The organism is Pseudoflavonifractor sp. An187 (genome assembly GCF_002160275.1).
In the GTDB taxonomy this organism is placed as follows: Bacteria; Bacillota; Clostridia; order Oscillospirales; family Oscillospiraceae; genus Enterenecus; species Enterenecus faecium.
In genome coordinates this window covers 1-25,625 of the sequence record NZ_NFKG01000032.1, presented here as the reverse complement: position 1 = coordinate 25,625, position 25,625 = coordinate 1, and the positions used below count along the sequence as shown (strand labels likewise).

20 protein-coding genes are annotated in these 25,625 nt (G+C 62.0%); 9 read left to right on the top strand and 11 right to left on the bottom strand.

From position 1 onward, the window contains the following. Positions 1 to 663 precede the first annotated feature (663 nt). Positions 664 to 771 (bottom strand): LPXTG cell wall anchor domain-containing protein, encoded by a 108-nt coding sequence (locus B5F22_RS12335; protein ID WP_158096688.1) that lies wholly within the window; start codon positions 769 to 771, stop codon positions 664 to 666. A gap of 259 nt (positions 772 to 1,030) precedes the next feature. Between B5F22_RS12335 and B5F22_RS10415 the strand changes: the two genes are divergently transcribed. The 5 genes from B5F22_RS10415 to B5F22_RS10400 all read left to right on the top strand — a co-directional run bounded on the left by B5F22_RS10415 (position 1,031) and on the right by B5F22_RS10400 (position 5,872). Further along, positions 1,031 to 1,690, top strand: coding sequence for a response regulator transcription factor (locus B5F22_RS10415; RefSeq protein ID WP_087234467.1), 660 nt, complete (start codon positions 1,031 to 1,033; stop codon positions 1,688 to 1,690). Beyond that, a complete protein-coding gene (locus tag B5F22_RS10410; protein WP_087392508.1) occupies positions 1,687 to 3,135 on the top strand; it encodes a HAMP domain-containing sensor histidine kinase in 1,449 nt (482 codons plus the stop codon). Before B5F22_RS10415 ends, B5F22_RS10410 begins: the two co-directional genes overlap by 4 nt. Beyond that, positions 3,122 to 4,069: a hypothetical protein gene (locus tag B5F22_RS10405; RefSeq protein WP_087392507.1), complete on the top strand. Its 948-nt coding sequence runs from the start codon at positions 3,122 to 3,124 to the stop codon at positions 4,067 to 4,069. Before B5F22_RS10410 ends, B5F22_RS10405 begins: the two co-directional genes overlap by 14 nt. A 35-nt stretch (positions 4,070 to 4,104) precedes the next feature. Beyond that, on the top strand, positions 4,105 to 5,019 hold the full coding sequence (locus tag B5F22_RS12330; protein ID WP_158096687.1) for a hypothetical protein: 915 nt from the start codon (positions 4,105 to 4,107) through the stop codon (positions 5,017 to 5,019). Positions 5,020 to 5,110: 91 nt separating this feature from the next. Then, positions 5,111 to 5,872 (top strand): C39 family peptidase, encoded by a 762-nt coding sequence (locus B5F22_RS10400; protein ID WP_158096686.1) that lies wholly within the window; start codon positions 5,111 to 5,113, stop codon positions 5,870 to 5,872. A gap of 245 nt (positions 5,873 to 6,117) precedes the next feature. Here the strand turns inward: B5F22_RS10400 and pepF are convergent, their stop codons facing one another. From pepF to B5F22_RS10365, 7 genes are all read right to left on the bottom strand, one after another. Then, a complete protein-coding gene (pepF, locus tag B5F22_RS10395; RefSeq protein ID WP_087392505.1) occupies positions 6,118 to 7,923 on the bottom strand; it encodes an oligoendopeptidase F in 1,806 nt (601 codons plus the stop codon). A 38-nt stretch (positions 7,924 to 7,961) separates the two neighbouring features. Next, the gene (locus tag B5F22_RS10390; protein ID WP_087392504.1) at positions 7,962 to 8,795 is read right to left on the bottom strand and encodes a putative RNA methyltransferase; all 834 of its coding nucleotides are present in this window, start codon (positions 8,793 to 8,795) and stop codon (positions 7,962 to 7,964) included. Between the two features lie 1,468 nt (positions 8,796 to 10,263). Then, complete coding sequence (locus tag B5F22_RS10385; RefSeq protein ID WP_087392503.1) at positions 10,264 to 11,892, bottom strand: hypothetical protein; 1,629 nt, start codon at positions 11,890 to 11,892, stop codon at positions 10,264 to 10,266. Continuing rightward, positions 11,889 to 12,608 carry an ABC transporter ATP-binding protein gene (locus B5F22_RS10380; protein WP_087392502.1) on the bottom strand — a complete coding sequence of 240 codons (720 nt, stop codon included), beginning with the start codon at positions 12,606 to 12,608 and terminating at the stop codon, positions 11,889 to 11,891. Before B5F22_RS10380 ends, B5F22_RS10385 begins: the two co-directional genes overlap by 4 nt. Positions 12,609 to 12,702: 94 nt before the next feature. Then, positions 12,703 to 13,515 carry a hypothetical protein gene (locus tag B5F22_RS10375; protein ID WP_087392501.1) on the bottom strand — a complete coding sequence of 271 codons (813 nt, stop codon included), beginning with the start codon at positions 13,513 to 13,515 and terminating at the stop codon, positions 12,703 to 12,705. After that, positions 13,505 to 14,236, bottom strand: coding sequence for an ABC transporter ATP-binding protein (locus tag B5F22_RS10370; RefSeq protein WP_087392500.1), 732 nt, complete (start codon positions 14,234 to 14,236; stop codon positions 13,505 to 13,507). Before B5F22_RS10370 ends, B5F22_RS10375 begins: the two co-directional genes overlap by 11 nt. Next, on the bottom strand, positions 14,233 to 14,601 hold the full coding sequence (locus B5F22_RS10365; protein WP_087370181.1) for a GntR family transcriptional regulator: 369 nt from the start codon (positions 14,599 to 14,601) through the stop codon (positions 14,233 to 14,235). Before B5F22_RS10365 ends, B5F22_RS10370 begins: the two co-directional genes overlap by 4 nt. A 193-nt stretch (positions 14,602 to 14,794) precedes the next feature. Between B5F22_RS10365 and B5F22_RS10360 the strand changes: the two genes are divergently transcribed. From B5F22_RS10360 to B5F22_RS10345, 4 genes are all read left to right on the top strand, one after another. Further along, entirely contained in the window at positions 14,795 to 15,151 is a 357-nt protein-coding gene (locus tag B5F22_RS10360; protein WP_087392499.1) for a CidA/LrgA family protein, read from the top strand. Then, positions 15,144 to 15,836, top strand: a complete 693-nt coding sequence (locus B5F22_RS10355; RefSeq protein WP_087392498.1) for an LrgB family protein — start codon at positions 15,144 to 15,146, stop codon at positions 15,834 to 15,836. Before B5F22_RS10360 ends, B5F22_RS10355 begins: the two co-directional genes overlap by 8 nt. A gap of 114 nt (positions 15,837 to 15,950) precedes the next feature. Beyond that, positions 15,951 to 16,937: a DnaD domain protein gene (locus tag B5F22_RS10350; RefSeq protein WP_087392497.1), complete on the top strand. Its 987-nt coding sequence runs from the start codon at positions 15,951 to 15,953 to the stop codon at positions 16,935 to 16,937. Continuing rightward, the gene (locus tag B5F22_RS10345) at positions 16,938 to 17,939 is read left to right on the top strand and encodes an ATP-binding protein (protein WP_087370189.1); all 1,002 of its coding nucleotides are present in this window, start codon (positions 16,938 to 16,940) and stop codon (positions 17,937 to 17,939) included. 1,191 nt (positions 17,940 to 19,130) lie between these two features. Here B5F22_RS10345 and B5F22_RS10340 read toward each other — a convergent pair. From B5F22_RS10340 to B5F22_RS10335, 3 genes are all read right to left on the bottom strand, one after another. Then, complete coding sequence (locus B5F22_RS10340; protein WP_242955113.1) at positions 19,131 to 24,677, bottom strand: discoidin domain-containing protein; 5,547 nt, start codon at positions 24,675 to 24,677, stop codon at positions 19,131 to 19,133. Further along, the gene (locus B5F22_RS12690) at positions 24,598 to 25,032 is read right to left on the bottom strand and encodes a hypothetical protein (protein ID WP_242955112.1); all 435 of its coding nucleotides are present in this window, start codon (positions 25,030 to 25,032) and stop codon (positions 24,598 to 24,600) included. Before B5F22_RS12690 ends, B5F22_RS10340 begins: the two co-directional genes overlap by 80 nt. Before the next feature lie 15 nt (positions 25,033 to 25,047). Next, a partial coding sequence (locus tag B5F22_RS10335; RefSeq protein ID WP_275532486.1) for a transketolase C-terminal domain-containing protein occupies positions 25,048 to 25,625 on the bottom strand: 578 nt, incomplete at its 5' end.

Sequence of the window (25,625 nt, the reverse complement as noted above, 5' to 3'; positions counted from 1 at the left end):
CAAATGCCTGGGATGGAAAACTCCTGCGGAAGTCTTTTATCACCAGGTGTTGCACTTGACTTGACAATGCGCCCGATGAGAAATGGGGGAAAGAATCGCCAAAGGCGGGGCCTTCCCCCGCCTTGTGGAATCCACCCCGCGGTACTGAGTGGAAGGTGCAGTGTTCTGTGTTCGGCCCTTGGAGTGGTTCATGTCACATAGATGGCGTGGACATGCTACAGAAAGTACCTGTTCCTCTGTGTAGTTGTACTTCTACCGCCAGGGCCTTACCCAGGTGTGCAACTGTTCCCAGTTGCCGGGGGCCTGGCTTTCGGCGGCGGGAACGCCGCTTCTCCGGGGGAGGCCCGGAGGTGGAAACCGCCTGGTTGTAGGGCCAGCTGCCAGGTTAGCCTGGTGTGCTGGCAGTGGCAGGAGCCACAGCAAGGGTGACGGGCCGACCATAGACTTGACGCAGTTCCAGCCTCGTACACCAGGGAGGTCCTTAGGGGGGAACGCCCTAAGTGGCTTTTCGTCCATTTTGGCCAGTCAAAATGGACCCCAGCTTCAGCGCGTCTCCCCTCGCCAGGGGAACGAGGTGAAGCCTGAGAAATTGGAGAAAGCTCCCTATAAAGAAAAAAGTACGGCCAGATTTCTCTGACCGTACTTTCTTGTTTTATCAGGGGCTTAGCTGCGCCGATGACGCACCGTCACCACAGCCGCCAGCCCGGCGGCGGACAGAACCAGAACACCCAGCACCAGGCTCAGCTGGGCGGCGTCCCCGGTCTGGGGCACGTCAGTCTCAGGCTTCTGGGTGGCCTCGGGATTGGTGGAGGTCTCCGGGGCGGGGGAAGGCCCCGCCTTTGGTGGGTCTTTGGTGACTTTCTGCCCACCCAGAAAGTCACCCCAGCTTCAGCGCGTCTCCCCTCGCCAGGGGAATTGCCCAGGTGGAAAGTTCCGCCTTTACAACTCGGAAACAACTTCTTGCTGACTTGTCCAAAGCCCTGTGATAAGATGAAGGTACCATAAGCATGATGGGGAGAGGAGAAACACCATGGCACACATACTCATTGTGGAGGACGAAGAAAATATTGCCCGCATGATTGCCGCCACCCTGGAGATGGCGGGCTACACCTGTCAGAGCTGCATGGACGGGTCCAAGGCGGTGGAGCTGGTGCAGCCGGGGGTGTTCGACCTGGTGCTGCTGGACGTGATGCTCCCCGGTATGGACGGTTTCCAGGTCATGGAGCACCTGCGAGGTGTGGGGGTCCCGGTGATCTTCCTCACCGCCGTGCAACAGGTGGGAGACAAGGTGCGGGGCCTGCGCCTGGGCGCCGAGGACTACATCACCAAGCCCTTTGAGACCCTGGAGCTGCTGGCCCGGGTGGAGGTGGTGCTGCGCCGCCGGGGCGGCGGCGTCCGGGTGCTCACCTACGGCCCCATTGTTCAGAACCTGGACAGCCACACCGTCACCCTGGACGGGGAGCTGGTGCCCCTGGCCCCCAAGGAGTTTGAGCTGCTGCGGGTCTTCCTCCAGCACCAGGACCTGGCCCTGAGCCGGGAGCGGCTTCTCTCCATGGTGTGGGGCTATGAGTACCAGGGAGAGAGCCGCACCGTGGACATCCACGTCCAGCGGCTGCGCCAGAAGCTGGACCTGTCCCAGCGCCTGGTCACCCTGCCCCGCATCGGGTACCGCCTGGAGAAGCTGCCATGAAGCTGTGGCAGAAAATCTTTCTCTCCACCCTGGCCCTGATGGTGTCCATCACTGCCCTGTCCTCGGTGCTGCTGCTGCGCTCCACCCGGGACGCCCTGTGGCAGCGGGAACAGCAGCGGGCCATCACCCAACAGCAATACATGGCGGGCATTCTGAAAGCGGGCATTCTCAACCAGCGGCTGCGGCTGGGTGTGGTGCTGCTCCAGGAGGACCAGACCCGGGAGACCGCCATCCAGACCCTGGAGCAACAGGCCACCGACGACTATCTGGCGGGTCTGATGCTGCTGGACCAGGAGGAAAAGGCGGTGTGGAACCAGCTCCCCGCCGGGGTGGTCCCCCCCACCGCCGAAGATGACAGCCTCACCCAGTGCCAGCTCCAGGCGGGCGACACCGCCGGGGAGTGGTATCTGGTGTGCTCCATGCCCCTGACTCTGGAGTCGGGGGAGTACCGCCTGGTGGCCGCCTACTCGGTGGGCGACCTCCAGCGGGACCTGAACCTCCAGGCCCTGCGGTCGGTGGGGCTGAGCCTGGGCATCAGCCTGTTGGCCGCCGTGCTGCTGCTGCTGTTGGTGCGGCGACTGCTGCGCCCCCTGGGGGCCCTGCGGGAAAACGCCCGCTCCATCGCCGGGGGCAACTACGACCAGCGGCTGGACATCCGCAGCCAGGACGAGCTGGCCGACCTGGCCCAGGACATGAACGCCCTGGCCCAGGCGGTACAGGAGCGGGTGGAGCAGCTGGAGCAGGTGGCCGAGGAGCGGCGGGTGTTCGTGGGCAACCTGGCCCACGAGATGAAGACCCCCCTGACCTCCATCATGGGTTATGCCGACCTGCTGTACCTGCCCAAGACGGTGTCCGACCCCCAGCGGGTGGAGTATTCGGGCATCATTCTGGAGGAGGCCAAGCGGCTGCGCTCCCTGTCGGCCAAGCTGCTGGAGCTTCTCACCGTGGGCAGCGTCAACCTCACCTTCGAGCCCACCCCCCTGGACCAGGTGGTGGGCGAGGTGGCGGTGAGTCTGGAGCCCCTGCTGGCCCAGACCCAGCTGACCCTCTCCTGTTCCTGCCCTCCCCTGTCCATCGCCATGGACCGGGAGCTGTTCAAATCTCTGCTGTACAACCTGCTGGACAACGCCCGAAAGGCCAGCCCCACCGGGGGACGGCTGTCCTTCACCGCCCAGGCGGAGGGGGAGAAGGCCGTTTTGAAGATTCGGGACTGGGGCCAGGGCATCCCCCCCAAAGAGCTGGAGAAGATCTGCCAGCCCTTCTACATGGTGGACAAGAGCCGCAGCCGCAAGGCGGGGGGCGCCGGCCTGGGCCTGGCCCTGTGTCAGGCCATTGTGGTGGCCCACCAGGGCACCATGGAATTCTGGAGCCAGGAGGGAGAGGGCACCCAGGTGACCCTCACCTTCCCGCTGTGTCAGGAGGTGGACGGCCATGAAGACGCCTAATCGCCACCCCTGGCTATTTGTCCTTTTGACCGTCCTCATTTTGCTGGCCGGAGGCATGGCCGTGGGGATGGCCGCCCGACTGGTGGTGGTCCCTCAGGCGGACGAGACGGTGGAGGTGGACACCCCTGACCCCCCCTCCTTTATCAGCCAGAGTATGGATGAGGTGATGTTCTATCCCTGGACCCTCTATGACCCGGACAGCTTTTCCGGTCATCTACCAGAGGGGACTGCGGATGAGTTCTGGCCCTGGTGCACCCGCCACCTGTCCGATGGGGCCACCCTTCTGGGGCTGACCCTGGACAACGACGGAATCAACCGGGGGCTCATCGACTATGACCTGTGTTTCTGGAAAGACTGTCCCGCACACACCCAGGACGGACAGCCCGTTTTGTTGGATGTGGCCTATGGGGCGGACACCTGGAACCGAGGCTGGACCTGGGTGGCCCGGTCCACCGGAGAGCCCCCCACCCGGGCCCAGAAGGAGGCCGCCGTGGCCAAAGTACAACAGGACGTGTGCGCCCTGTTTGACCCCCAGGGGCAAAGTGGGGACCTCAGCATGGCGCTGGATTCCCTCTACAATGTTCTGGAGCAGAGTGCCATGCTATACCAATTGGGGGAACCAGACAGCGCCGAACAAGATTGGTATGCCTCTGAGGCGGTATCCTTTGTGTGTGTCTCCATTCCCGACATTGCAGCCTCACTCCCCTCCCAGGCGGCCCAGAGCACCCAGCAGCAACTCAATGCCTTGTCCCAAGCGGCTCAGAATATGGGCTACCGCATTCAGCTGGTAACCACTCAGCGACAGGTGGTGGTGGTACTCACCTACACCTTCTCCGATGAAGAGAGTTGGTACTCCGTGGGGGTGTACTATGACATGGTGCTGGAGCAGTACAGCGGATTTGCCATTAACGGTAGAAAAGAATTCGGATATTGATGTTCCTTCAACGAAGAGAGAAAGAGAGGCCCCTTATGGAGCATAGAAGAGAAGAACCGGAACGGTTTATCGTATTGGCGGTACTCATCCTGTTGCTGGTAGGGCTGGCGGTATTTTTAGCCGCCCGGCTGACGGTGGCACCCCGGGCCGGAGAGACGGTGGAGGTGACCGCCTCTCCCCAGGTCTACACCATCAATGACGCCCTCTTTTACCCCTGGAACGCCTATGAGGCCCAGGACATCGCCCAGCTCTCCTCCTGGGCCCAGGGAGAGGACCCGGAGTGGTACCAGAGATACCTGCAAAACGTCCCCGCGCTGTTGGGCTTGTCCGGCATGGAGGAGAGCACAGAGCTGGGCCGCACCGGGGCGGAGGCAGGGTTCTGGAGCGACTGCCCGGTGACAACCGCAAATGGCCAGCCCGCCCTGTTGGACGTGGCCTATGGTCAGGAGAACGGGGCCTTGGGGATGTACTGGGTGGCCCGCTCCACGGGCTCACCGCCCACCCAGGAGCAGAAAGAGGCCGCCATCGCCCAGGTGGAGACGGATATCCAGGAGTGGATCAGCGGACAAGGGGAGACGGTGACCCGGCTCCAAGATCTGCTCATGAATCTGTGGAAGGAACTGGATTACGCCCACATCGTCTACGACGACACCGATCGGGAGAGCGCCGGGGCGGAAGCCATGCACCCGGTCCTGGAACCCATGAAATACATCTGGTCCGACGTGTCCACCCTGCGAGGGGATGGCTTGACCATGGAGAAACTGACCCAGGAGGCCGCCTTCTACGGTCTTCAAATCCAAATCGTCACCACCCAGCGCCATGTGGTGCTGGTGCTCCAGCGTCGAGACACCGCCACCGGCCAGCTGTGCACGGTGGGGGCGTATTACGACATGGTACTGGGGGATTACAGCGGCCTGGTGGTCAACCGGGCCCACGCCGTCGGCGAATAAACTTCCTTACAACTTCGATACAACTTTATGTGGGACATGTTGCCCCCTTGGGATGGAAAATAGAGTTACTCCAACCCGAGGGGGCCTTTTTATGAGAAGAGAGAGAAAAACGCATGTCAGCCGACTCCCATTTCTGTGCATCGGCGTCTCCGCCCTGCTGTTTGTGCTGTCCCTGGGGCTGCTGCTCCACCAGTGCAGCGCCAAACCCGAGCCGGAGGTTCAGCCCCAGGAAGACGTGACTCAGCTGGAGGATGGCCGGGAGGTCACCCTGCAGCTCCAGGAGCCCCAGCTGCCCAACGGCTGCGAGGTCACCAGTCTGGCCATGCTACTGGGCTGGGCGGGGTATCCGGTGGAAAAGATGGATCTGTATGAAGGGTATCTCCCCCGCCAGGACTTCACCGAGACCCCGGAGGGGTGGAAGCTGGGCGGAAACCCGGAGGAGGTGTACGTGGGGGACGCCACCTCGGAGCTGGGAGGCTGGTACTGTTTTGAAGGGCCCATTGTGGAGGCGGCCAACGCCTACCTCCAGGACCAGGGCAGTGATTGGACTGCCGAAGCGGTGTCGGGCCTGTCCCTGGGGCAGCTCAACCAATACTTAAAAAACGACGTGCCCCTGGTGGCGTGGGTGACCCTGGACTACACCGCCCCGGTGGCCAGCCTCCGCTACTGGTACCTCAGCGACAACACCTTTTACCAGCCCTACGCCAACCTCCACTGTGTGGTGGTGGTGGAATACGGGGAGGACGGCTACCTCACCGCCGACCCCCTGGAGGGGTGGCAGTGGGTGGAGGAGTCCACCTTCTGGGATATCTTCGACGCCATGGGCCGCCGGGCGGTGACAATTAATGAATAATGATGAATGAATAATGAAAAATGCAGGCCCTGAACCTTGCCGCATTTCTTGGGCTGCTGTGCGTAGGGGAGGGGCTTGCCCCTCCCGAATTCCCTAGGGCAACGCCAAGGCAGCCACGGGCCGGGCAAGCCACGGCCCCTACAACGATGTGGCCAGACCGTGCGGCTCGAAACGAGGCAAAAAAAGATGGAAGCAACCCGAAAAGGCTGCTTCCATCTTTGTATTTGTGTAGAAATTCGGAGAAATTACTCCTCCATGAGCTTCTCCATCTCGTCCAGCAGGGTGCCGAACAGGTCCAGAGCGTCCTGGATGGGGGCGGGAGAGGACATGTCCACGCCAGCGCCCTTCAAAAGGTCGATGGGGTCCTTGGAGCAGCCACCGGACAGGAAGCCCAGGTAGTCCTCCACGGCGCTCTCCCCGCCCTTGAGGATGCGGCGGGACAGGGCGATGGCGGCGGAGTAGCCGGTGGCGTACTGATAGACGTAGTAGTTGTAGTAGAAGTGGGGAATGCGGGCCCACTCCAGAGCGATCTCGTCGTCGGACACCATGTCGGGGCCGTAGTACTTCTCGTTGAGGGCCTTGTACTCGGCAGAGAGCAGGTCGGCGGTGAGGGGCTCTCCCTTGGCGCACAGCTCGCCCATGCGCAGCTCGAACTCGGCAAACATGGTCTGGCGGTACAGGGTGCCCTTGAACTGCTCCAGGAAGTGGTTGATGAGGGCGGCCCGCTCGCGCTTGTCGGTGGTGCGCTGCAGCAGGTACTCCATGAGCAGGGCCTCGTTGCAGGTGGAGGCCACCTCCGCCACGAAGATCACATAGTCCCGGTACACCGGCGCCTGGGTGCGGTTGGACAGGTAGGAGTGGGCGGCGTGGCCCATCTCGTGGGCCAGGGTGAACATGCTCTCCAGGTTGTCCTTGTGGTTTAAGAGCACATAGGGGTGGCACAGAGCCCCGGCGGAGTAGGCCCCGGAGCGCTTGCCCACGTTCTCCCGCACGTCAATCCAGCGGTTGTCGAAGCCCTCCCGGATGATGGCCCGGTACTTCTCCCCCATGGGAGCCAGGGCGTCAAACACGGTGTCCTTGGCCTCAGCATAGGGGATGACCTTCTCCCCGCCGGACACCATGGGGGCGTAGATGTCGTACATGTGCAGCTCGTCCACGCCCAGCAGCTTCTTGCGCAGGCGGATATAGCGGTGCATCTTGTCCAGGTTGGCGTTCACCGTCTGGATGAGGTTGTGGTACACACTCTCGGGCACCCGGGTGGAGTCTACGGCGGCGGCCAGAGCGGAGGGGTACTTGCGGGCGTTGGCGTAGAACTGGCGCTGCTTGGCCTCGGCGTTGAGGGTGGCGGCGGCGGTGTTGCGCACGCTGCCATACACCCCGTAGAAGGCCTCAAAGGCGTTTTTCCGCAGCACCCGGTCCTCGCTCATCTGGGTGGGCACAAAGGCGCCGTTGGACAGGGGCACCTCGTTGCCCTCCCCGTCGGTGGTGGAGGGGAAGGTGAGGTCGGCGTAGGTGAGCTTGGCGTACACGTCGCTGGGGGCCTGGGCCAGATCGGCAGCGGCGGCCAGCAGCTTCTCCTCAGCGTCGGAGAGCACGTGGGCCCGCTTCTCCTGGATGATGGTCAGGTAGCGGCGGTACAGCTCCAGGCCGGGCTCCTCCTGGAAAAAGCCCTCCAGCTTGGCCGGGTCAATGGCCAGCAGCTCGGGGGTCTCAAAGGCGATGGCCCCGTTGATCTCCACGGCCAGAGAGCTGATCTTGCCCTCCATGGCCTGGTACTGGGCCACGCGGGTGTCCTGGTCCCCCTTGCGGTAGGCGTAGTTGGCCAGGTTGTTCAGCAGGGTGTCGGCCTCCTGGCACAGCTCCAGGTACTCCAGCAGGGTGGCGCCGCTCTCGCCCAGCCGTCCGGCATAGGCGGACAGCTTGTCCACATAGGTCTGAGCCACCTCAAACTCGGCCTGCCAGGCGGCATCGTCGGCGTACAGGTCGGTGAGGTTCCAGGTCTCCTCCACGGAAACCTGGTCGCGCTCGGGAATGGCATTCATCTGAGACATGGGAAATTCCTCCTTGGGATTTCAGTATGATAAAGAAATCATAGCACAGAACTGGGTTTCTTGCAACCCTCCCGGCGAAACACATGCACCCGGAAGTCCGCCGTGACGGTGAGCTGATCCAGCTGCTCCAGCCGCTCCACCCCCGCCCGGGGGGTCTTCCAGGCGTAGGGGGTCATGCCAAACAGGGCCTGAATGGACGCCTGGTCCGGCAAGGTGAAGGTGGTGGTCACGGGTAGGATGTCCACATAGGAGAACCCCTCATACTCCACCTGCTCCTCGGGGTTGGGGTAGGGGGTGTCGTAGAGCACCGCCTTCATCTCCATGAGATGCTGAGGGGCGGGCACCACGTAGACAAACAGCCCGCCTTTTCGCAGCACTCGGCGGTATTCCTCCAGCGCCAGAGGGGCGAAGCAGTCCACCACCACGTCCACCGCCTCGTCCGCCACGGGGAGGTGGTACACCGAGGCCACGGCAAACTCCCCCTCGTTCACCCGCCGGGCCGCCTTTTTCAGCCCCGCCTTGGACAGGTCCACCCCGGCGATCTCTACCCCCGGCAGCTGAGAAAGGCCCTGGGTGTAGTACCCCTCACCACACCCCACGTCCAGGATTTTGGGATTCTGTCCCCCGTGGGCGGACACAACGGTGCAAAGACTCTCCCGCAGAGGGGCATAGTAGTCCCCGTCCAGGAAGGCGGTGCGGGCGGCGATCATGGCTTTGTCGTCCCCGGGGTTGGCCGAATGCTTCTGGTTGGCGGGGAGCAGGTGGACGTACCCCTCCCGGGCCACGTCGTAACAGTGGCGGTTGGGGCAGGTATAGGTGCGGCCCTCCCGGGCGAGGGGGGCTCCACAGATGGGACAGCGAAACAGGCTCATGGCGATCTTCCTTTTGGTGGTTTGTTTTTCTCTATCTTATCCAAAACTGCACCAAAAGGCAAGGCCTGTAGGGCTGACGGAGAAGGCTTGCTCTCCTCCGATTTCTCAGGCAGAAACCAGCGCCCCAGCCGGGGACGCTCCGCTGGGGTGACTTTCTGACTGGGCAGAAAGTCACCAAAGACCCACCAAAGGCGGGGCCTTCCCCCGCCTTGTGGAATCCACCCCGCGGTACTGGATGCCCCTGCGTCCTCCTTGTTTCGGCCCTTAGCCTGGTGGGGTCACATAGATGGTTTGCCGTTCTATGGTTTGGATTCACTTCTCTGTTCCTGCGTCCTTCTACCGCCAGGGCCTTTCCCTGGTGTGCCGCTGTTTCCAGCTAACGGAGGCTTGGCTCCTGGCGGCGGGAACGCCGCTTCTCCAAGGTAGGCCCGGCGGTGGAAATCGCCTGGCTATAGGGCCAGCTGCCCAGGGTGGCCTGGTGTGGTGGCAGTGCCAGGGGCCACAGCAAGGGTGACGGGCCGAATTTAGACTTGACGCAGGCCCAGCCTCGTACCCCAAGGGAGGTCCTTAGGGGGGAACGCCCTAAGCGGGTTTTGGTTTCTTTTGCCCGCTCAAAAGAAACCCCCAGCGGGAAGCGTCCCCGCCAGGCTGGCAAGCCGGAACCTGGGCGGTTAGACGATCAATCCCTCCGACCCGGCTGACGCCGGGCCACCTCCCTTTACACAAGGGAGGCTTTTTTTCCTGAATAAGCACACAAGGACCGGAGCATGTGCTCCGGGCTTTTTTGCCGGTAAAAAGAAAGGCTTTGCTCTTCGACCATTTCTCAGGCGCAAACCAGCGCCCCCGCCGGGGACGCTCCGCTGGGGTAACTTTCTGACTGGGCAGAAAGTCACCAAAGACCCACCAAAGGCGGGGCCTTCCCCCGCCTTGTGGAATCCACCCCGCGGTACTGGGTGCCCCTGCGTCCTCCTCTTTGCGGCCCTGGGGCTGGTGGGGTCACATAGATGGTTTGCCGTTCTATGGTTTGGATTCACTTCTCTGTTCATGCGTCCTTCTACCGCCAGGGCCTTTCCCTGGTGTGCCGCTGTTTCCAGCTAACGGAGGCTTGGCTCCTGGCGGCGGGAACGCCGCTTGGCCAGGGTAGGCCCGGACATGGAAACCGTCCAGCCATAGGGCCAGCTGCCCAGGGTGGCCTGGTGTAGTGGCAGTGACAGGGGCCACAGCAAGGGTGACGGGCCGCACCTAGTCTTGACGCATGGACAGCCTCGTACCCCAAGGAAGGTCCTTAGGGGGGAACGCCCTAAGCGGGTTTTGGTTTCTTTTGCCCGCTCAAAAGAAACCCCCAGCGGGAAGCGTCCCCGCCAGGCTGGCAAGCCTGAACCTTGGGTGGTTAGACGGACACCCCCCTTCTTTTGCCCAAGGGATAAAAAACCGCCGGAGAGACGCAGCGCATCTCTCCGGCAGGCTGTTATTTCACCCGGAAGGTCTTGGGTGCCCGGCGCAGCACCAGCGCCAGCATCCCCACCGAGTACACGGCGGTCACCCCGAACACCAGCAGGGCAAACCAGGTAGGCGTGCTCTTGATCTGTGAGGGCGCCCAGCACACCGCATACATGGCGATGTTCAACAATTTGAATATGGGGTTTTTCGTGTCCAAATCCGAGGTATAGGGCTGGAAGAGGTAGTACAAGCCCAGGGAGTGGGTGGCAAAAAACACACCCAGGGACAAAATGGCCAGCAAAAACAGGATGAACTCTCCCACCGGAGGCCGTCCCCCGCCCAGGAAGGTGAGGAGGACAAACATCCCACACACGGCCCCGCTGAGCATGAGATTCACCCCGCACAGCATCCGCCAGCGCAGGAAAAAGTTCCTCAAAATGGCGTCCCGCTCCCGGTACCAGCCGTAGCGCAGCAGCGCCAGGTCGCAGTTATAGAACATGGCCTTGCAGATACGCTCCCCCACGGTGTTGTCCATGAGGTACAGCAGGAACACACAGATGGGCAAAGACTTGGTCACATAGGAGAGCACCTCCCCCATCTCCTGCCCTTGCCCCTGGAGCCGAAACCACACGATTCCAACACATCCCACCACGGTGAGGCCCCCTAAAATGGCCAGGACCACAAAGAAGGGCTTGAGGAGCATCCGGCGGTGGCGGCGGAAGAACACCGCCTGGAGATACCGCCAGCCGTGGAGGTGGGAGAAGTCCACGCTGGTGTCCAGGTCGCTGTCCCGCAGCTTCACCTGCTCAAACTGGGCCTGGTTGGCATTTTTCACGGCGGCCTGACCGGGAAGATTCCCCGCCCGGCAGGTCTCCAAAATCAGCTCATAGTGGCAGGGGTAGCGGGAGATGGCCCGGGCGCACAGGCTGCCCAGGGCAAACAGCAGGGTCACGGTGGCGGGATAGAGCAGCACCTGGTCCAGGGCCGGGATGACCCCAAAGGGCATGGGCAAATAGGCCAGGGCCAGGCAGACCACCGTCAAGACCAGGATGTACCCCACCTTGCCGCTGGGCAGACAGCGGAATTTGGCGTACAGCATGAGGTGGAACCACTCGGCCATCATACGCACCCCGGCCAGAGCCAGGGAGAGCAGCAGCCCCCGGAGCACCCCCGCCCCGGTGAGCCCGCCCCACAGCAGGAGGAAGGGGGTGAAGCCCGCAAACATGGCCAGGTGGTGGGTCACCATCTCGGTGGTCTGGTACTGGGTGGCATCCATGCCCATCTGGCGCACGCAGGTGTACTTCAGCTGGGAGGCCTCCACGGATATGGGCTGTATCATGGTACCCGCCACAAAGCTGAGCCAGAAGAAAATCCACACCGACATGGAAAACCCCTCCGGGGACAGGGGCTTGATATCCGCTAGGGCCAGGGGCACCAGCCAGGTGAGGGCCAGGTAGATGGCCTTGCCCAGCAGGGCGGTGACTCCCCGATAGAGGGACACCAGGATGGAGAGCACCAGCTTGCCCTCGGTGGCGGCGTACAGCTTGTCGGTGAAAATCCGCTTCAAGAGGGGCACCCGTCCCAGCCAGTACACCAGCCGATTGCCCGCTATGGCCGAGCGGATGCGGTAGATCTGGGAGGCACAGGTGAGGTTCACGGTGCCACCTCCTCCCCGTCCTCCTCCTGGGTGAGCAGGTCCACGATGTAGGACTCAAACTGGGGCGTGTGGATTTTGGCGTTGTCCACCCCCTCCAGCTCTCCCTGGTGGAGCAGGACAATTTCATCGCACAAATCCTGGGCCAGCTGGAGAATGTGGGTGGAAAAGAGGATGATATGGTCCCCTTTCATCTCCCGCAGCAGGTTTTTCATCTCCAGAGCCGCCACCACGTCAAAGCTGGTGAGGGGCTCATCCAGCAAGATCACCGGAGGTCTGCCGATGAGGAAGCACAGCATCTGAATCTTGTGCTTCATGCCGTGGGAATAGCCCCGCATGAGCCGGTTTCGGTCGTCGGGCTCCAGCCCCACCAGCTCCAGCCACTGGTCCGGGGTGCGGCCGCTCTTGTCCTGAGAAATCTCCTGAAAGAACTTCACAAACTCGGTGCCGGTGAGAAATTCCGGCACCACCGGGGTGGACAGCACATAGCCGATGTCCCCCTGCTTGGGGGTACGGGTCTGGCCGTACTCGTCCACCAGGGACACCGTGCCCCCGTCGGCGGGGAACTCGGCGGACAGGCAGTTGAACAGGGTGGTTTTGCCCGAACCGTTGCGGCCCAACAGGCCGTAAATCTTTCCCTGTTCAAAGGTAAAGCTGGCGTTTTTCAGCACCTCTTTGGTGCCGAAGGACTTGCAAATTTGGTCAAGAATCAACTGCATGGGGAAAATTCCTCCTCTGGTGCGCCCAGCGCACCCATCTCTCTTCTGCTTGGGCCGGCCTCCTTACCGGAGAATCCAGGCCAAAATGAACGGATTACTCCAGGTTCAGCCGACGGCTGAGGATGTAGTTGGTAATACCCAGGTGAACCACGCAGCGCACCACGTCCAGCACCAGGCCCCAGACCAGGGCGGCACCCATCACATCCGAGAACACAGTCATGACCTGGACCGCATCGGACTGGGTGGTCACCGTGGTCAGAGAGGTGGTCACATCCGGGTAGCCAAACATGCCGATGACCGAGCCCACGGTGGACCAGATCACACTGAGCACAATGAAGGCCAGCACGGCAAAGCCCACCCGATGGCTGCCTGCCAGATGGCCCAGGGCCATGGAAGCGTACACCTGGGACACCGCACAGATCAGCCCCACAAACACAGACACCACCGACAGAATCGCCAGTCCGTTGGCGTTGGGGGTCATGGTCCCCAGCACTTCCCACACCTGGGTCAAGTCGTAGAAGAAGCCCTGATAACTGGCAATGATCAGTACACTGACAATCGCCACCAGGACGCTGAGCATGGAGATCACCACGGCGCTGATGAGCTTGGAGGCCACCAGCTGCCAGGGCTTCACCGGAATGGTAAACATGAGGTAGCCCTCATCCTTCAACAGGCCCTGGTAGAACCGGGCAATGATGATCACCGTAGTCACCACCATCACCGCCATAATGAGCAACACATATAGCAGCACCATCAGGGAGTTGACCAGACCCAGGCCCTGCTCGGCATCCAGGCCAGCACCCGTAAACAGGCGGTTGATCCCGGACACCACCAGCAGCACCCCCCACAGGGGCAGGAAAATCTTGAACATGGCTTTGAAGTCATATTTCAGCAGTTTAGCCAGCATAGTAGTCACCTCCCTGAGGATTGGCCCGGAACATGTCCCGGAACACGTCGTCCACGCTCTTGCCCTCCCGGGCCCGGATGTCGTCTACGGCCTCGTGGCCCAACACCCGGCCCTGCTGGAGGAACACCACCTCGTCCAGCACCCGCTCCACGTCTCCAATGAGGTGGGTGGAGATGAGCACGGTGGCCTCGGGGTTATAATTGGTCAAAATGGTGTTGAGAATAAAGTCCCGGGCTGCCGGGTCCACCCCGGCGATGGGCTCATCCAGCAGGTACAGATGGGACTGGCGGCTCATGGCCAGACACAGCTGCAACTTCTCCTTGGTGCCCTTGGACATGGACTTGATGCGGTCGGTGGGGGCAATTTTTAGGCTCTTACACATATCGTTGGCCTTCTGCCAGTCAAAATCCGGGTAGAAGTCGGTGAAAAAGTCCACCAAATCCCGGGTTTTCATCCAGTCGGCAAAGTACATCCGGTCAGGGAGATAGCTCACGTGGGCCTTGGTCTCCACCCCGGGGGTGTAGCCGTTGATGGTCAGTTCCCCAAAGCTGGGCTGCAACAGCCCGCACATGAGCTTGATGAGGGTGGTCTTGCCCGAACCGTTGGGCCCCAGCAACCCCACCAGTTTCCCCCGCCCGATGTTCAGATTCACATCGGTGAGGGCCTTGGTGTGGGAAAAGGTCTTGCCCAGCCCTTGACATACAATCAGATCTTGGTTCATCTCTCTTCCTCCTTCCAGGTTTGCACAAACTCTTTGGCCTGCTGAGTGGTAAATCCCAGCCGCTTCATGCCGTCAAAATAGGTCTGAATCTGCTCTCGGGCCAGCTGGCGGCACATTTTGGCCAGCACTTCCCCGTCCTCGGTGACGGTGCGCCCCGCCGTCCGGTTGGTCACCACCAGTCCGTCCGCCTCCAGCTGAGAAAGCGCCCGCTGCATGGTGTTGGGATTTACCCCAGCCTCGGCGGCCAGCTCCCGAACGGTGGGAATTTTGCTCCCCCGGGGATACACCCCTGAGGAAATCCGCTGCATCAACTGCCGGTGCAGCTGCATCCAGATGGGGCCGCTGCCCTCTACATTCCAACCCATCCGTCCACCTCCTTGTATTATTGACTTAATACAAGTATACACATCTCCACCTCCCCTGTCAAGGTGAAACCGGAGGAATCTGGCAAGAAAGATGAAGCCGAAGCCTTGGGGTTTTATACACTTTGAAGCTTGACAACTTGGGCCGGGAAGGCTACTATTTGGAACGTATATTTCCATGCTTGGAGGGGTCTCCTTGAAACTATTGCGTCAATTTCTCATCATTCTGCTGCTGTCCCTGGTGGGGGAAGGGCTCCACGCCCTGCTGCCTCTGCCGGTGCCGGCCAGCGTGTACGGCCTGGTGCTGATGCTTCTGTGCCTGTGCACCGGGACTCTCCGCCTGGACCAGGTGGAGCGGGCCTCGGACTTTCTCATTGAGATCATGCCGGTGATGTTCGTGCCCGCCGCCGTGGGGCTCACCGAGAGCTGGGAGCAGCTGCGCGGCGTGCTGGTGCCCGTGCTGGTCATTATGGTGCTCACCACGGTGCTGGTGATGGTGGTCACGGGTCACGTGACCCAGTTTGTCATGAAATGGAGGGAGAAGCATGACTGAGTTTCTGGGTAATTCCCTGTTTTTCGGGGTGGGTGTGAGCCTCATCGCCTATGAGGTGGGGCTGCTGCTGCGGCGGAAGTTCGCCCTGGCCATCCTCAATCCCCTGCTCATTGCCATCTGCTGTGTCATCCTGTTCAACAAAGCCCTGGGCATCCCCTATGACGGCTACTATGAGGGGGCCCAGTACCTGTCCTACCTGCTCACGCCCGCCACGGTGGCCCTGGCGGTGCCCCTGTATCGGCAGCTGAAACTGCTGAAAACCCACTGGCTGGCCATTCTCTGCGGCCTGGGGGCGGGCATCATCGCCGGAGGGCTGGGCATTCTGGCCCTGGCGGTGCTCTTCGGGCTGGACCACCAGCTGTATGTGACCCTGCTGCCCAAGTCGGTGACCACCGCCATCGGCATGGATCTGTCCCGGGAGCTGGGGGGCGTGGTGGCCATCACCACCGCCGTCATCATTGTCACGGGAATTTTGGGCAATGTCATTGGCGATTTCATCTTCTCCACCTTCCGCATCAAGCACCCCATCGCCAAGGGCCTGGCCCTGGGCAACTCCGCCCACGCCATTGGCACCGCCAAGGCCATGGAGCTGGGCGAGGTGGAGGGCGCCATGAGCAGCCTGGCCATTGCGGTGGCGGGGGTGCTCACCGTGGTGTCCGCCTCGGTGTTTGCACAGTTTTTGTAACTGGTCCCATGAAATCCCGGCAGTCTCTGGACTTGCCGGGATTTTTCTGTTGTCAGGTTCGGGGATTTCATGTAAAATAGACGGTACACGAGAAAAAACAAGGAGGTGAGTCCCATGTCCGTGCTATTGTTGCCCAATGAGGTGCTGTCCATGACCGCCCAGGCCGCCCGCCGTCTGGTGGATGCGGGGGACGGGGACTGCGCCCTTCTATATCTGGCCCTGCTCCAGGCGGGGAGCAACCCGGACCAGGCCGCCACCCAGCTGGGGTGGGACCCCGGCCGCATGAGCGCCGCCTTTGCCCGGCTCACCGCCATGGGGCTGGCCCAGGGCAGTTGCCCCGGCGTCTCCCCTGCCCCTCAGACCGCCCCGGTGCAGGACGACCGCCCCCCGGAGTACACCCGCGGGGACATCGCCGACGCCCTGGAGCGGGAACAGAGCTTCTATGGGCTGTCCCGGGAGATGGAGCGGCTGCTGGGCCGGGTGTTCTCGGACACCGACCTGAAAAGCCTGTACACCATCTACGACTATCTGGCCCTGCCTGTGGAGGTCATCTTCATGCTGGCCGGGTACGTCGTCCGCGCCAGCCGCCGCCAAAAGGGGGACGCCTCCCCCCTGCCTCGAATGACCGAGGTGAAGCGGGAGGCCTTCCGGTGGAAGCGGCTGGGCATCACCACGGTGGAGCGGGCGGAGGAATATCTGCGAGACCAGGAGAGCATCGACCAGCGGGAATGGGGGGTGCTGTCCGCCGTAGGCGTCACCCAAAAGCGGCCCGCCATCGACAAGGAGCGGGAGTACATCCACCGCTGGGTTCAGTGGGGCTTCTCGGATGAGATGATCCACCTGGCCTATGAGCGCACCATTTTCCGCAAGGGTCAGATGAATTGGCCCTATGTGAATAAAATTCTGGAGTCCTGGAAAAAGTCCGGCTATACCACCCCCCAGCAGGTGGAGCAGGAGCGGGGCGGAAAACCCAACAAAGCTCAGCCCCAGACCCAGGGGACCAGACCCCAGGAGAACTATCAGCCCAGCGCCAGCCGCATCCAGCAGCAGGCGGACTGGCTGGACCAATTCTTGCAGGAACAGGAGAAAGGTGGGAACTAAATGTCCTACGATGCAGCCATTGTCCAGCGGGCCTCTGCCCGGCTGGCCCGGCGGAAAGAGATTCGAGAGCGCCGCCGCTGGGACCTGGAACAGGAGCTCTACCGCCGTCAGCCCCGTCTGCGGGAGCTGGACCGGGCCATTGGCGGCACCATGGCGGAGCTGGCGGGGCTGGCCATCTCCGGCAAGCCCATCCAGGCCGACGGCCCGGAGATCGCCGACATCCGGCGGCGCAACTTGGAGCTCCAGGCCCAGCGGGCGGAGCTGTTGCACACCCTGGGCTATGAGCCCGACGCCCTGGACCCCACCCCCGCCTGCACCAAATGCGGGGACAGTGGATGGGCAGGGGCGGAGATGTGCACCTGTCTCAAGGAGCTGTGTGCCCAGGAGCAGATGAAGGCCCTCACCGCCCTTCTGAACCTCACCGACGAGCAGAACTTCGACCGCCTGCGCCTGGACGTGTACTCCGACCAGCCCTGGGAGGGGAAGCGCTCCCCCCGGGAGAACATGAAGCGGGTGGTGACGGTGTGCGAGGGGTTCGCCCGCCGCTTCCCCGACTATCCCCTCCACAACCTGCTGCTCTCCGGCGGCACCGGACTGGGCAAGACCTTTCTGTCCGGGTGCATCGCCCGGGAGGTGTCGGGGCGTGGGTACTCGGTGGTGTACGACACCGCCATCAGCCTGTTTTCCACCTTTGAGGCCAAGAAGTTTTCCCGGGATTTGGGCCAGGAGCGGCAGGCCCGGGACGACACCCGGCGGTATCTGAACTGTGACTTGCTCATCCTGGACGACCTGGGCAGCGAGCTCACCACGCCCCTGGCCCAGTCCACCCTGTACGAGGTGGTGAACAGTCGCCTGCAAGGGGGCAAACACACCATCATCTCCACCAATCTGTCCATGGAGCAGATCGGCGCCCGATACACTCCACAGGTGGTGTCCCGGCTGGCGGGTGCCTATCAGGAGCTGACCTTCTACGGGGACGACATTCGGCGGATGAGGAGATAGGAAAATATTTTATTCTTTTGTAACAATTGGACATGAATATTTGTAATGAATTACGGGTATCCTTATTCTTGCAAGCAAGAGTGATTTCTTCTTTTCATTTCATTTCTCCTTTTTCTTCTTTCTTTTTGCTCCGGGGCAGCGGTGCCCCGGAGCCTTTTTTTATTTGTGCCTGAAAAAGGCGCTGGCAAGCGGAGAAGATGGTTCTTCTCCCATTTCTCTGGTGCAAAGTTGCTCCCCTGGCGAGGGGAGACGCGCTCCGCTGGGGGCCATACCATGCCCAAAGGCTCCCGGCTGCATTATGGGGTCCCCGCCAAAGCCCAGCGCAAGCGGGTTTGGTGGGGAGAGGAGGTGCGACGGTGTGAGCGAGACTTGCCCCGCCTCCCAGGGGCGAGGCGAGGGATACTCAGTCCGCACCGACGAGACTGAGGGGTTGTTCTTCTAAAAGGCCTCGTTCAGGCTTGCCAGCCTGGTGGGGACGCTTCCCGCTGGGGGTTCCTTTTGAGCGGGCAAAAGGAACCAAAACCCGCTTAGGGCGTTCCCCCCTAAGGACCTCCCTGGGGTACGAGGCTGGAACTGCGTCAAGCCTGGATTCGGCCCGTTGGTCTTGCTGTGGCTCCTGTTTGTGCCACCACACCAGGCCCCCCTGGGCAGCTGGCCCTACAGCTGGGCGGTTTCCATGTCCGGGCCTACTTAAGGAAAAGCGGCGTTCCCGCCGCCGGGAGCCAGATGTTCGTTAGCTGGGAACAGCGGCTCACCAGAGTAAGGCCCTGGCGGTAGAAGTTTTCTTTGTCGTAGAAGCTGGCACTTACAAAAGAACTGCCATGCCATCTATGTGACCCCACCGGACCAAGGGCCGCAAAAAGGAGGACGCAGGGGCCCCCAGTACCGCGGGGTGGATTCCACAAGGCGGGGGAAGGCCCCGCCTTTGGCGGTCTTTGGTGACTTTCTGGCGGCAGAAAGTCACCCCAGCGGAGCGTCCCTGCCAGGCTGGCAAGCCGGACCCGAGTCCTCGGAGAAAGTCAATCCCTCCGACCCGGCTGACGCCGGGCCACCTCCCTTTACACAAGGGAGGCTTTGGGCCTGGAAACCACCGGAGGCAGCGGAGTATCCCCAGACGCAAAAACACCCCCGGACCAATCGGTCCGGGGGTGTTTGGTTCCCTATGAGGTTTTGTGCTCAGCGGGGTGTGAATTAGTGCTTGCGCTTACGGGCAACCACAACCACAGCCACCAGAGCCACCACGCAGACAACCACCACGATCACGGGCACCATCACGTTGTTGGTGTCGCCGGTCGGAGCGGGCTTCTCGCCCTCAGGCTTCTGAGTGGCGTCGGGCTTCTGAGTGGTCTGGGGATTATCGGTAGCCTCGGGCTTGTCGGTGGCCTCGGGTGCGCCACCAGCGGTGAGGCCCTCCATGGCGGACTTCAGAGCTGCCACGGCCTCGTCCACCTTGGCCTGATCGTCCACGGACAGGGTGGCATCGGCCATCACGGCCTTGGCGTTGGCCAGAGCGGTGCGGAAGGTGGCCACGGACTCGGCGGTGTAACCGGTCAGGTCGATGCCCTCGGCCTTGCCGATGAGGTCTTCCAGGATGGACTTGTCAGCCTTGAAGCGCTGAGCCAGGATGGCGTCCAGCAGAGCCTGAGCCACAGGCTTGATGTCGGAGTCCATGGCGTCGCCGTCAGCGGCCACGTCCTTGGCATTGGCCAGAGCGTCCACCAGCTGCTGCCAGTTGGTCTCCACGTACTTGTCGGCGTTGGCCATCATGTCCTCAGCCTTGGCGATGAGCTTGTTCAGCTCGGCCTTGTCGCCCTGAACCAGGCCCAGGCCCCAGATGCCTTCCAGCAGCTGGTTCCAAGCGGCGTTGACCTCGTCCTGGGTGGCGTCGGTCTTGGCCAGAACGGTCTTGGCGTTGGCCAGAGCGTCCTCAAAGGCCTTCTTGGCGGTGTCGGTGACACCGTCGGTGGACAGGGTGTCGGCATAGGTCACGGTCTTCTCCAGCAGAGTCTTGTTGACATCGCCGGGCTCGGGGGTGGGCTCAGGAGTGGGTTCGGGAGTAGGCTCCACGGTGGGCTCAGGAGTGGGCTCCACAGTGGGCTCGGGAGTGGGCTCCACGTCCTTGGTGATGGTGAAGGTCTTCTCCACGGTGCCGGAGTAGTCCACGATACCACGCACGGTGAGGGTGGCGGTGCCGGGCTCCACGTTGTTGGCGTAGTCCACAGCGTAGTCCACGCCGTACTTCAGGGTCTTGTCGCCCAGAACCACGGTGGGCATGGGCTCAATGGCGGAGCCAGTGTAGGCGAACACGTCCTTCTCCAGAGTGACGGTGGCGTCGGACAGGTCGATCTTCTCCTCGGCCACACGCACGCGCAGCTCGGCGCAGGACATGAAGCGGTTGGCCACGTCGCCAGTGCCGCCGCGGGTCTGCACGCCGTACAGACGCACGAACTTGGCCTCCACGGGCTCATTGAACACGGCGATCTTCCAATCGGTGTTGTGGCCCCAAGTGCCGGTGGCCACGGTGGTCCAGGAGCCGTCCTCGCCGGTCATGCTCACTTCCACCCGGTACTCGGTGACAATACCGTTGGCCACAGCGGGACGAGGCAGGTAACGCACAGCGTCCAGCACGGTGGCCTCAGCCAGCTCCAGCTGAATCCAGCGCTTCTCCGGGCTGTTCTCCAGATACTCGCTCCACTTGGTGTGCCAGAAGGTGGTGGAGTTGTTGTCCAAAGCCAGCTCCACAGGGCCCTCGCTGCCGGACTGGGGCAGCTGCTGGCTGGCGGCAGTCGCAGTGGTCTTGGTGTAGTCGTAGTCACGGCTGCCATCGGTGGGATCGTTGTTGGTGGAGCCGCTGACGGCCAGGTTGATGGTGTAGGTGCCACGGGTGGCGTGGTCCTCAGACTCGGTGAGGATCTTCACCACATTGTCGTGGGCGGGGATGACGGTGTAGGCAACGTTGTTGCCGTTGTCCACTTCCAGGGTATCCACCAGCAGAGCCTGGGTGTCATAGGTGCGGGCAGCCAGCTGGCTGTCGTTCCAGGCCTTGCCGTTGACGGTGATGCCGGTGAGGGCGTCAGAGCTGTTGATGGGGAAGCTGGTCTGAGCCACATTCAGCTCCACCTCGGTGAGGCTGACACAGTAAGAGGAAGCGGCGGAAGCGGGATCGCCCTCCTTGTTGGTGACGGTGATGCGGAAGTTCACGGCATCCTGGGGCTCGAAGGTGTAGGGGATGCGGGTGACGTTGGTGTGGGGATTGGTGGCCTCACCCTTGGTGATGTCCAGAGTGGTCCACTCGGAGCCGTTGTTGCTGACCTCCATCTTCACGTCAGAGGGCAGAGCAGCGGAGAAGCTGTCAGTGGCAAAGTACAGAACCACCTCGCCCAGGAACTGAGCGGTGTCATAGCGGAAAGCAATGGAAGCGGACTTGTTGCCAGCCTGAGCGGAGTCGTAGTTGCTCCAGGTGCTCTCGTTGGGGCCGCCGTCCAGGTTGGGGTCCACCTCGGTGGAGCCGTCACGGATGGCTTCCAGGGTATCGCTCTGGAGGCCCTCGGGGATGCTCTGGGTCAGCTCAGCGGCGTTGGAGGCCACGTTGTTGCCGATGGTCACGTCGCCCTCAGCCACACGGACGGAGGCGGTGACAGTGAGCTCCTCGCCGAACACCTGGCTGGTGCCCTGCACCACCTTGGTGCCCACGGTGGCGGTGAGGTCCTCGGGAACGTTCCACTCCACGGGGAACTCGGCGTTGAGGATGGTGCCGTCAGCCAGAACAGCGGGACGGGAAGCGGGCAGAGTGACCTGTCCGTCCTTGCGCACGGCGGCGGAGTAGTTGAGCAGAGCGGCCACCTGGTCCAGCATGTTGATGTTGACGGTGGTGGTGACGTTCACCTCATCGATGACGCCGCTGATGGTGAAGGCGCCAACCTCCTGGATGAGGTCCTCGTTGTAGTCGTTCCAGGTCACGCCCAGCTCCTTGGTGGTGCCGTCCTTGTAGGTGACCTCCACGGTCTCGGGCAGCACGGGGGCGTTGCCCACCTTCACGTAGTGATAGCGGGAGATGTCATAGCTGATGACGGGGTTGTCCTGACCCTCGCCCACTTCGGGAGCGGTGGTGGTGACGGTGGCGGAGCCAGCCTTCACGCCGTCGGCGGTAGCGGTGACGGTGAAGGAGCCCTCCTTATCGGTGGACTGCACGATGGCCACCAGCTGGCCAGCGGCAGCGTTTCGGGACAGGCTCTGATAAGAGGTGTGGTCGATCTGACGGCCGTTGTCCACGCCCACGATGGTGCCCTCGCCCTCGATGGAGAGCTGGACGTTCACGTCGTCGGTGTTGACCAGGTTGCCCTCGGCGTCCTTGACGTCGATGGTGATGTAGCTCAGGTCGTCGCCGTCGGCCACGATGGAGTCGCGGTCAGCAGAGAGGGTGAGCTGGGAAGCACCGGAGGTGCTCTTCACCACGCTGCGGCCCTCGGTGTCGGTGATCTGGTTGCCCTCGGCGTCAAACGCCTTGACTTCCAGAGTACCCTCGGCATAGGGCACCATGAAGGTGGCGTACAGGCTCTCATAGCCGGACTTCTGGGAGAAAGCGCCAGTGCCGGAAGTGAAGGTGCGATAGGTGTAACCGGCGTCGGTGGTGGTCTGGGTGGAGGTGGCAGTGCCAACTTCCTCACCGTTGAGGTAGACCTTCACCACGGGGGCGTCGGAGTACACCACCACTTCCACCTTGCCGCTGCCGTCCTTGGACACATCATCCTGGTCCCAGGTGGGCAGCACGTGGAGGGTGGTCACATCCTCGTTCCACTGGCTCTGATACAGATAGTAGCTGTCCTTGGGCAGGCCGTTGGTGTCGATGATGCCGAAGTAAGAGGACTTGGGAGAGGGCCAACCGCCCACAGCGCCGGCGCCGGTGCCGTTCCAGGGGGTGGGCTCGCCGATGTAGTCAAAGCCAGTCCACACAAACTCGCCGGAGCTGGCGTCCTGCTGGAGCACGCGCCACCAGGCGTCGGCAGCCAGGGCACCCCAGCCCACCTTACTCTTATCATAGGAGGTGAGCAGACGGTCGCCGCCCACATCGGTGGCGTTGCCCTTGCGGTCATACACGCCGCGGCTGTTGACGGCAGAGGCAGTCTCGGAGTGGTACACCTTCCAGCCCTTGCTCACACCAGTCTGCAGGTGGCTGACGGTGGAGTAGTTGTAGCCGATGATGCCGCCGTTCTCGGCCACCACAGCGGCGACCTTGTTGGCGATGTCCCAGTTCTCCTTGAGCTTGTTGTCGCCAAACGTGGGAGGACGGGTGGTGTCCACCTCTTTGATCCAGTCAATGAGGTTCTGGGCGATGGTGGGATAGTTGCTGTAACCAGCGTAGGACACGCCCTCGAAGATCTCATTACCCAGAGAGTACATGATGACGGCGGGGGAGTTCTTGTCCTGGTTGACCATGGCCTTGATGTCATACTCGGCCCAGGTCATGCCGGTCTCGCCGCCCAGGATGTTGTTGCCCTCGGCGATGGTCACGTTGAACCACTTGGAGTAGTCCTGGGTGTTGCCGTTCTTGGGCAGAGTCCAGGTGTCGAAGGCCTCGTCGATGAGCATGATGCCCTTGCGGTTGGCGATCTCCACCAGCTCGGGAGCGGCGGGGTTATGGGTGACGCGGATGGCGTTGCAGCCCATCTCCTTGAGGATCTCCACCTGGCGCTCGATGGCGCGGTACCAGGCCTCGGAGCCCAGAGCGCCCTGGTCGTGGTGCATGCACACGCCCTTGAGCTTGGTGGGCTCGCCGTTGAGCTCAAAACCAGTGGTGTTGTTGAACTCGGTCCAGCGGAAGCCGAACTCGGTGGTATAGGTGTCCACCACCTGGTCGTCCACCAGCACCTCAGTGACGGCGGTGTACAGGTTGGGGTTGTCAGTGTCCCACAGCTTGGGGCTGTCCACCTTGGTGGTGAGGGTCACGTCCTGGGTGGAGTTGGCGTCCACGGTGACGGTCTCGCCGGTGACGGAAGCCACAGACTGCTCGCCGCCCAGCTCGTAGATGCTCTGACGCACCACCACGTTGGCGGCCTCACCGCTCTGGTTGGCCACGGTGGTGACCACGTTCACGGTGCCGTCGGCGCCGTTGGACTCAGCCAGCTTGGGGGTGGTGATGTAAGTACCGTTGCGGTCCACGTGCACGGGATCGGTGACGGTCAGGTGCACGGAGCGGTAGATACCGCTGCCGGAATACCAACGGCTGGAGGGAGTCTGGTGCTCCACCTTCACGGCCAGCACGTTGTCGCCCTCATAGTTCAGGTACTCCTGGGGCAGCTCGAAGGCAAAAGAGGTATAGCCATAGGGGTGGAAGCCCAGCTCATGGCCATTGAGGTACACGGTGGCGTTCATGTACACGCCGCCGAAGTTGACAGATACGACCTTGTTCTTCCATTCAGGGGTGATGGAGAAGGTCTTGCGGTACCAGCCGGTGCCGCCCAGCAAGTAGCCGCTCTCGGCCTCGCCGCTCTTGCTGTACTCCTGCTCGATGCTGTAGTCGTGGGGCAGATCCACGTCCCGCCAAGCGGAGTCGTTGTAGTTGGGGTCTGCGTCGCCGCTGCCCAGGTTGAACCGCCAGTGGTCATTGAAGTCCACAGTGCGGCTGTCCCCGCCGTAGGTGTTGACGTAGACCGTCTCCTCAGGAGAGGAAGTCTGTGTGCTGGTCGAGCGACTCTCGCCACGGGCGAATGCGCCAACCGTTACCAGGTTTGCGCCCATCACCAGGGCCAAAGCGCCTGCAAGCAGCCGTTTCTTTTGGAACATGATATTCCTCCTTCTTTTCATTCCCGGTAAAAATCCGGTCCGGCGTGCCGAAGGGCGCAAAACACCCCTCTGCACCAATACGCAGGATAAGTGTAACATGCTTTATGCGAAAACACAAGAGATTCCATTTCGCATCCATGTGAAATTGTACAAAGTGGTATGTTTTCTTTAAAACTCTGAAAAATCGCTGAAATTCAATTGGAAATGTTTCCAATTCCAGTTTTTTGTCAGGCATATTTTTACTAAAAACTATTTTTGGCCGGGCCGAAAAAACAAAAAATCTCCCCTGCCCGCAGGCAGGGGAGAACATAGCAGCAGCAATTTTTTACTTACCCACGAAGTCCCGGGCCACCTCCACAATGTGGTCGGCGCACAGGCCGAACTGCTTGAGGAGGGCTCCGGCGGGGCCGGAGTGGCCGAACTCGTCGTTGACGCCGATGCGGCGCACGGGGGTGGGGCACTGCTCGGCCAGCACGCCGCACACGGCCTCGCCCAGGCCGCCCAGCACATTGTGCTCCTCACAGGTGATGATTTTGCCGCACTCACGGGCAGCTTTCAGCACCAGTTCCTCGTCCAGAGGCTTGATGGTGGCCATGTTGATGACCCGGGCGGAGATACCGGCCTGGGCCAGGGTCTCAGCGGCCTGGAGAGCCTCGGCCACCAGCAGACCGTTGGCGATGATGGCCACGTCGGTGCCATCGGTGAGCACCTCGCCCTTGCCAATCTGGAACTCATAGTCCTCGTCGTGGATGACGGGGACGGCAGCACGTCCAAAGCGCATATATACAGGGCCCTCCATCTCGTAGGCGGCCTTCACCATCTTGCGGGCCTCCACGTCATCGGCGGGAGACATGACGGTCATGCCGGGGATGGTGCGCATGAGGGCGAAATCCTCACAGCACT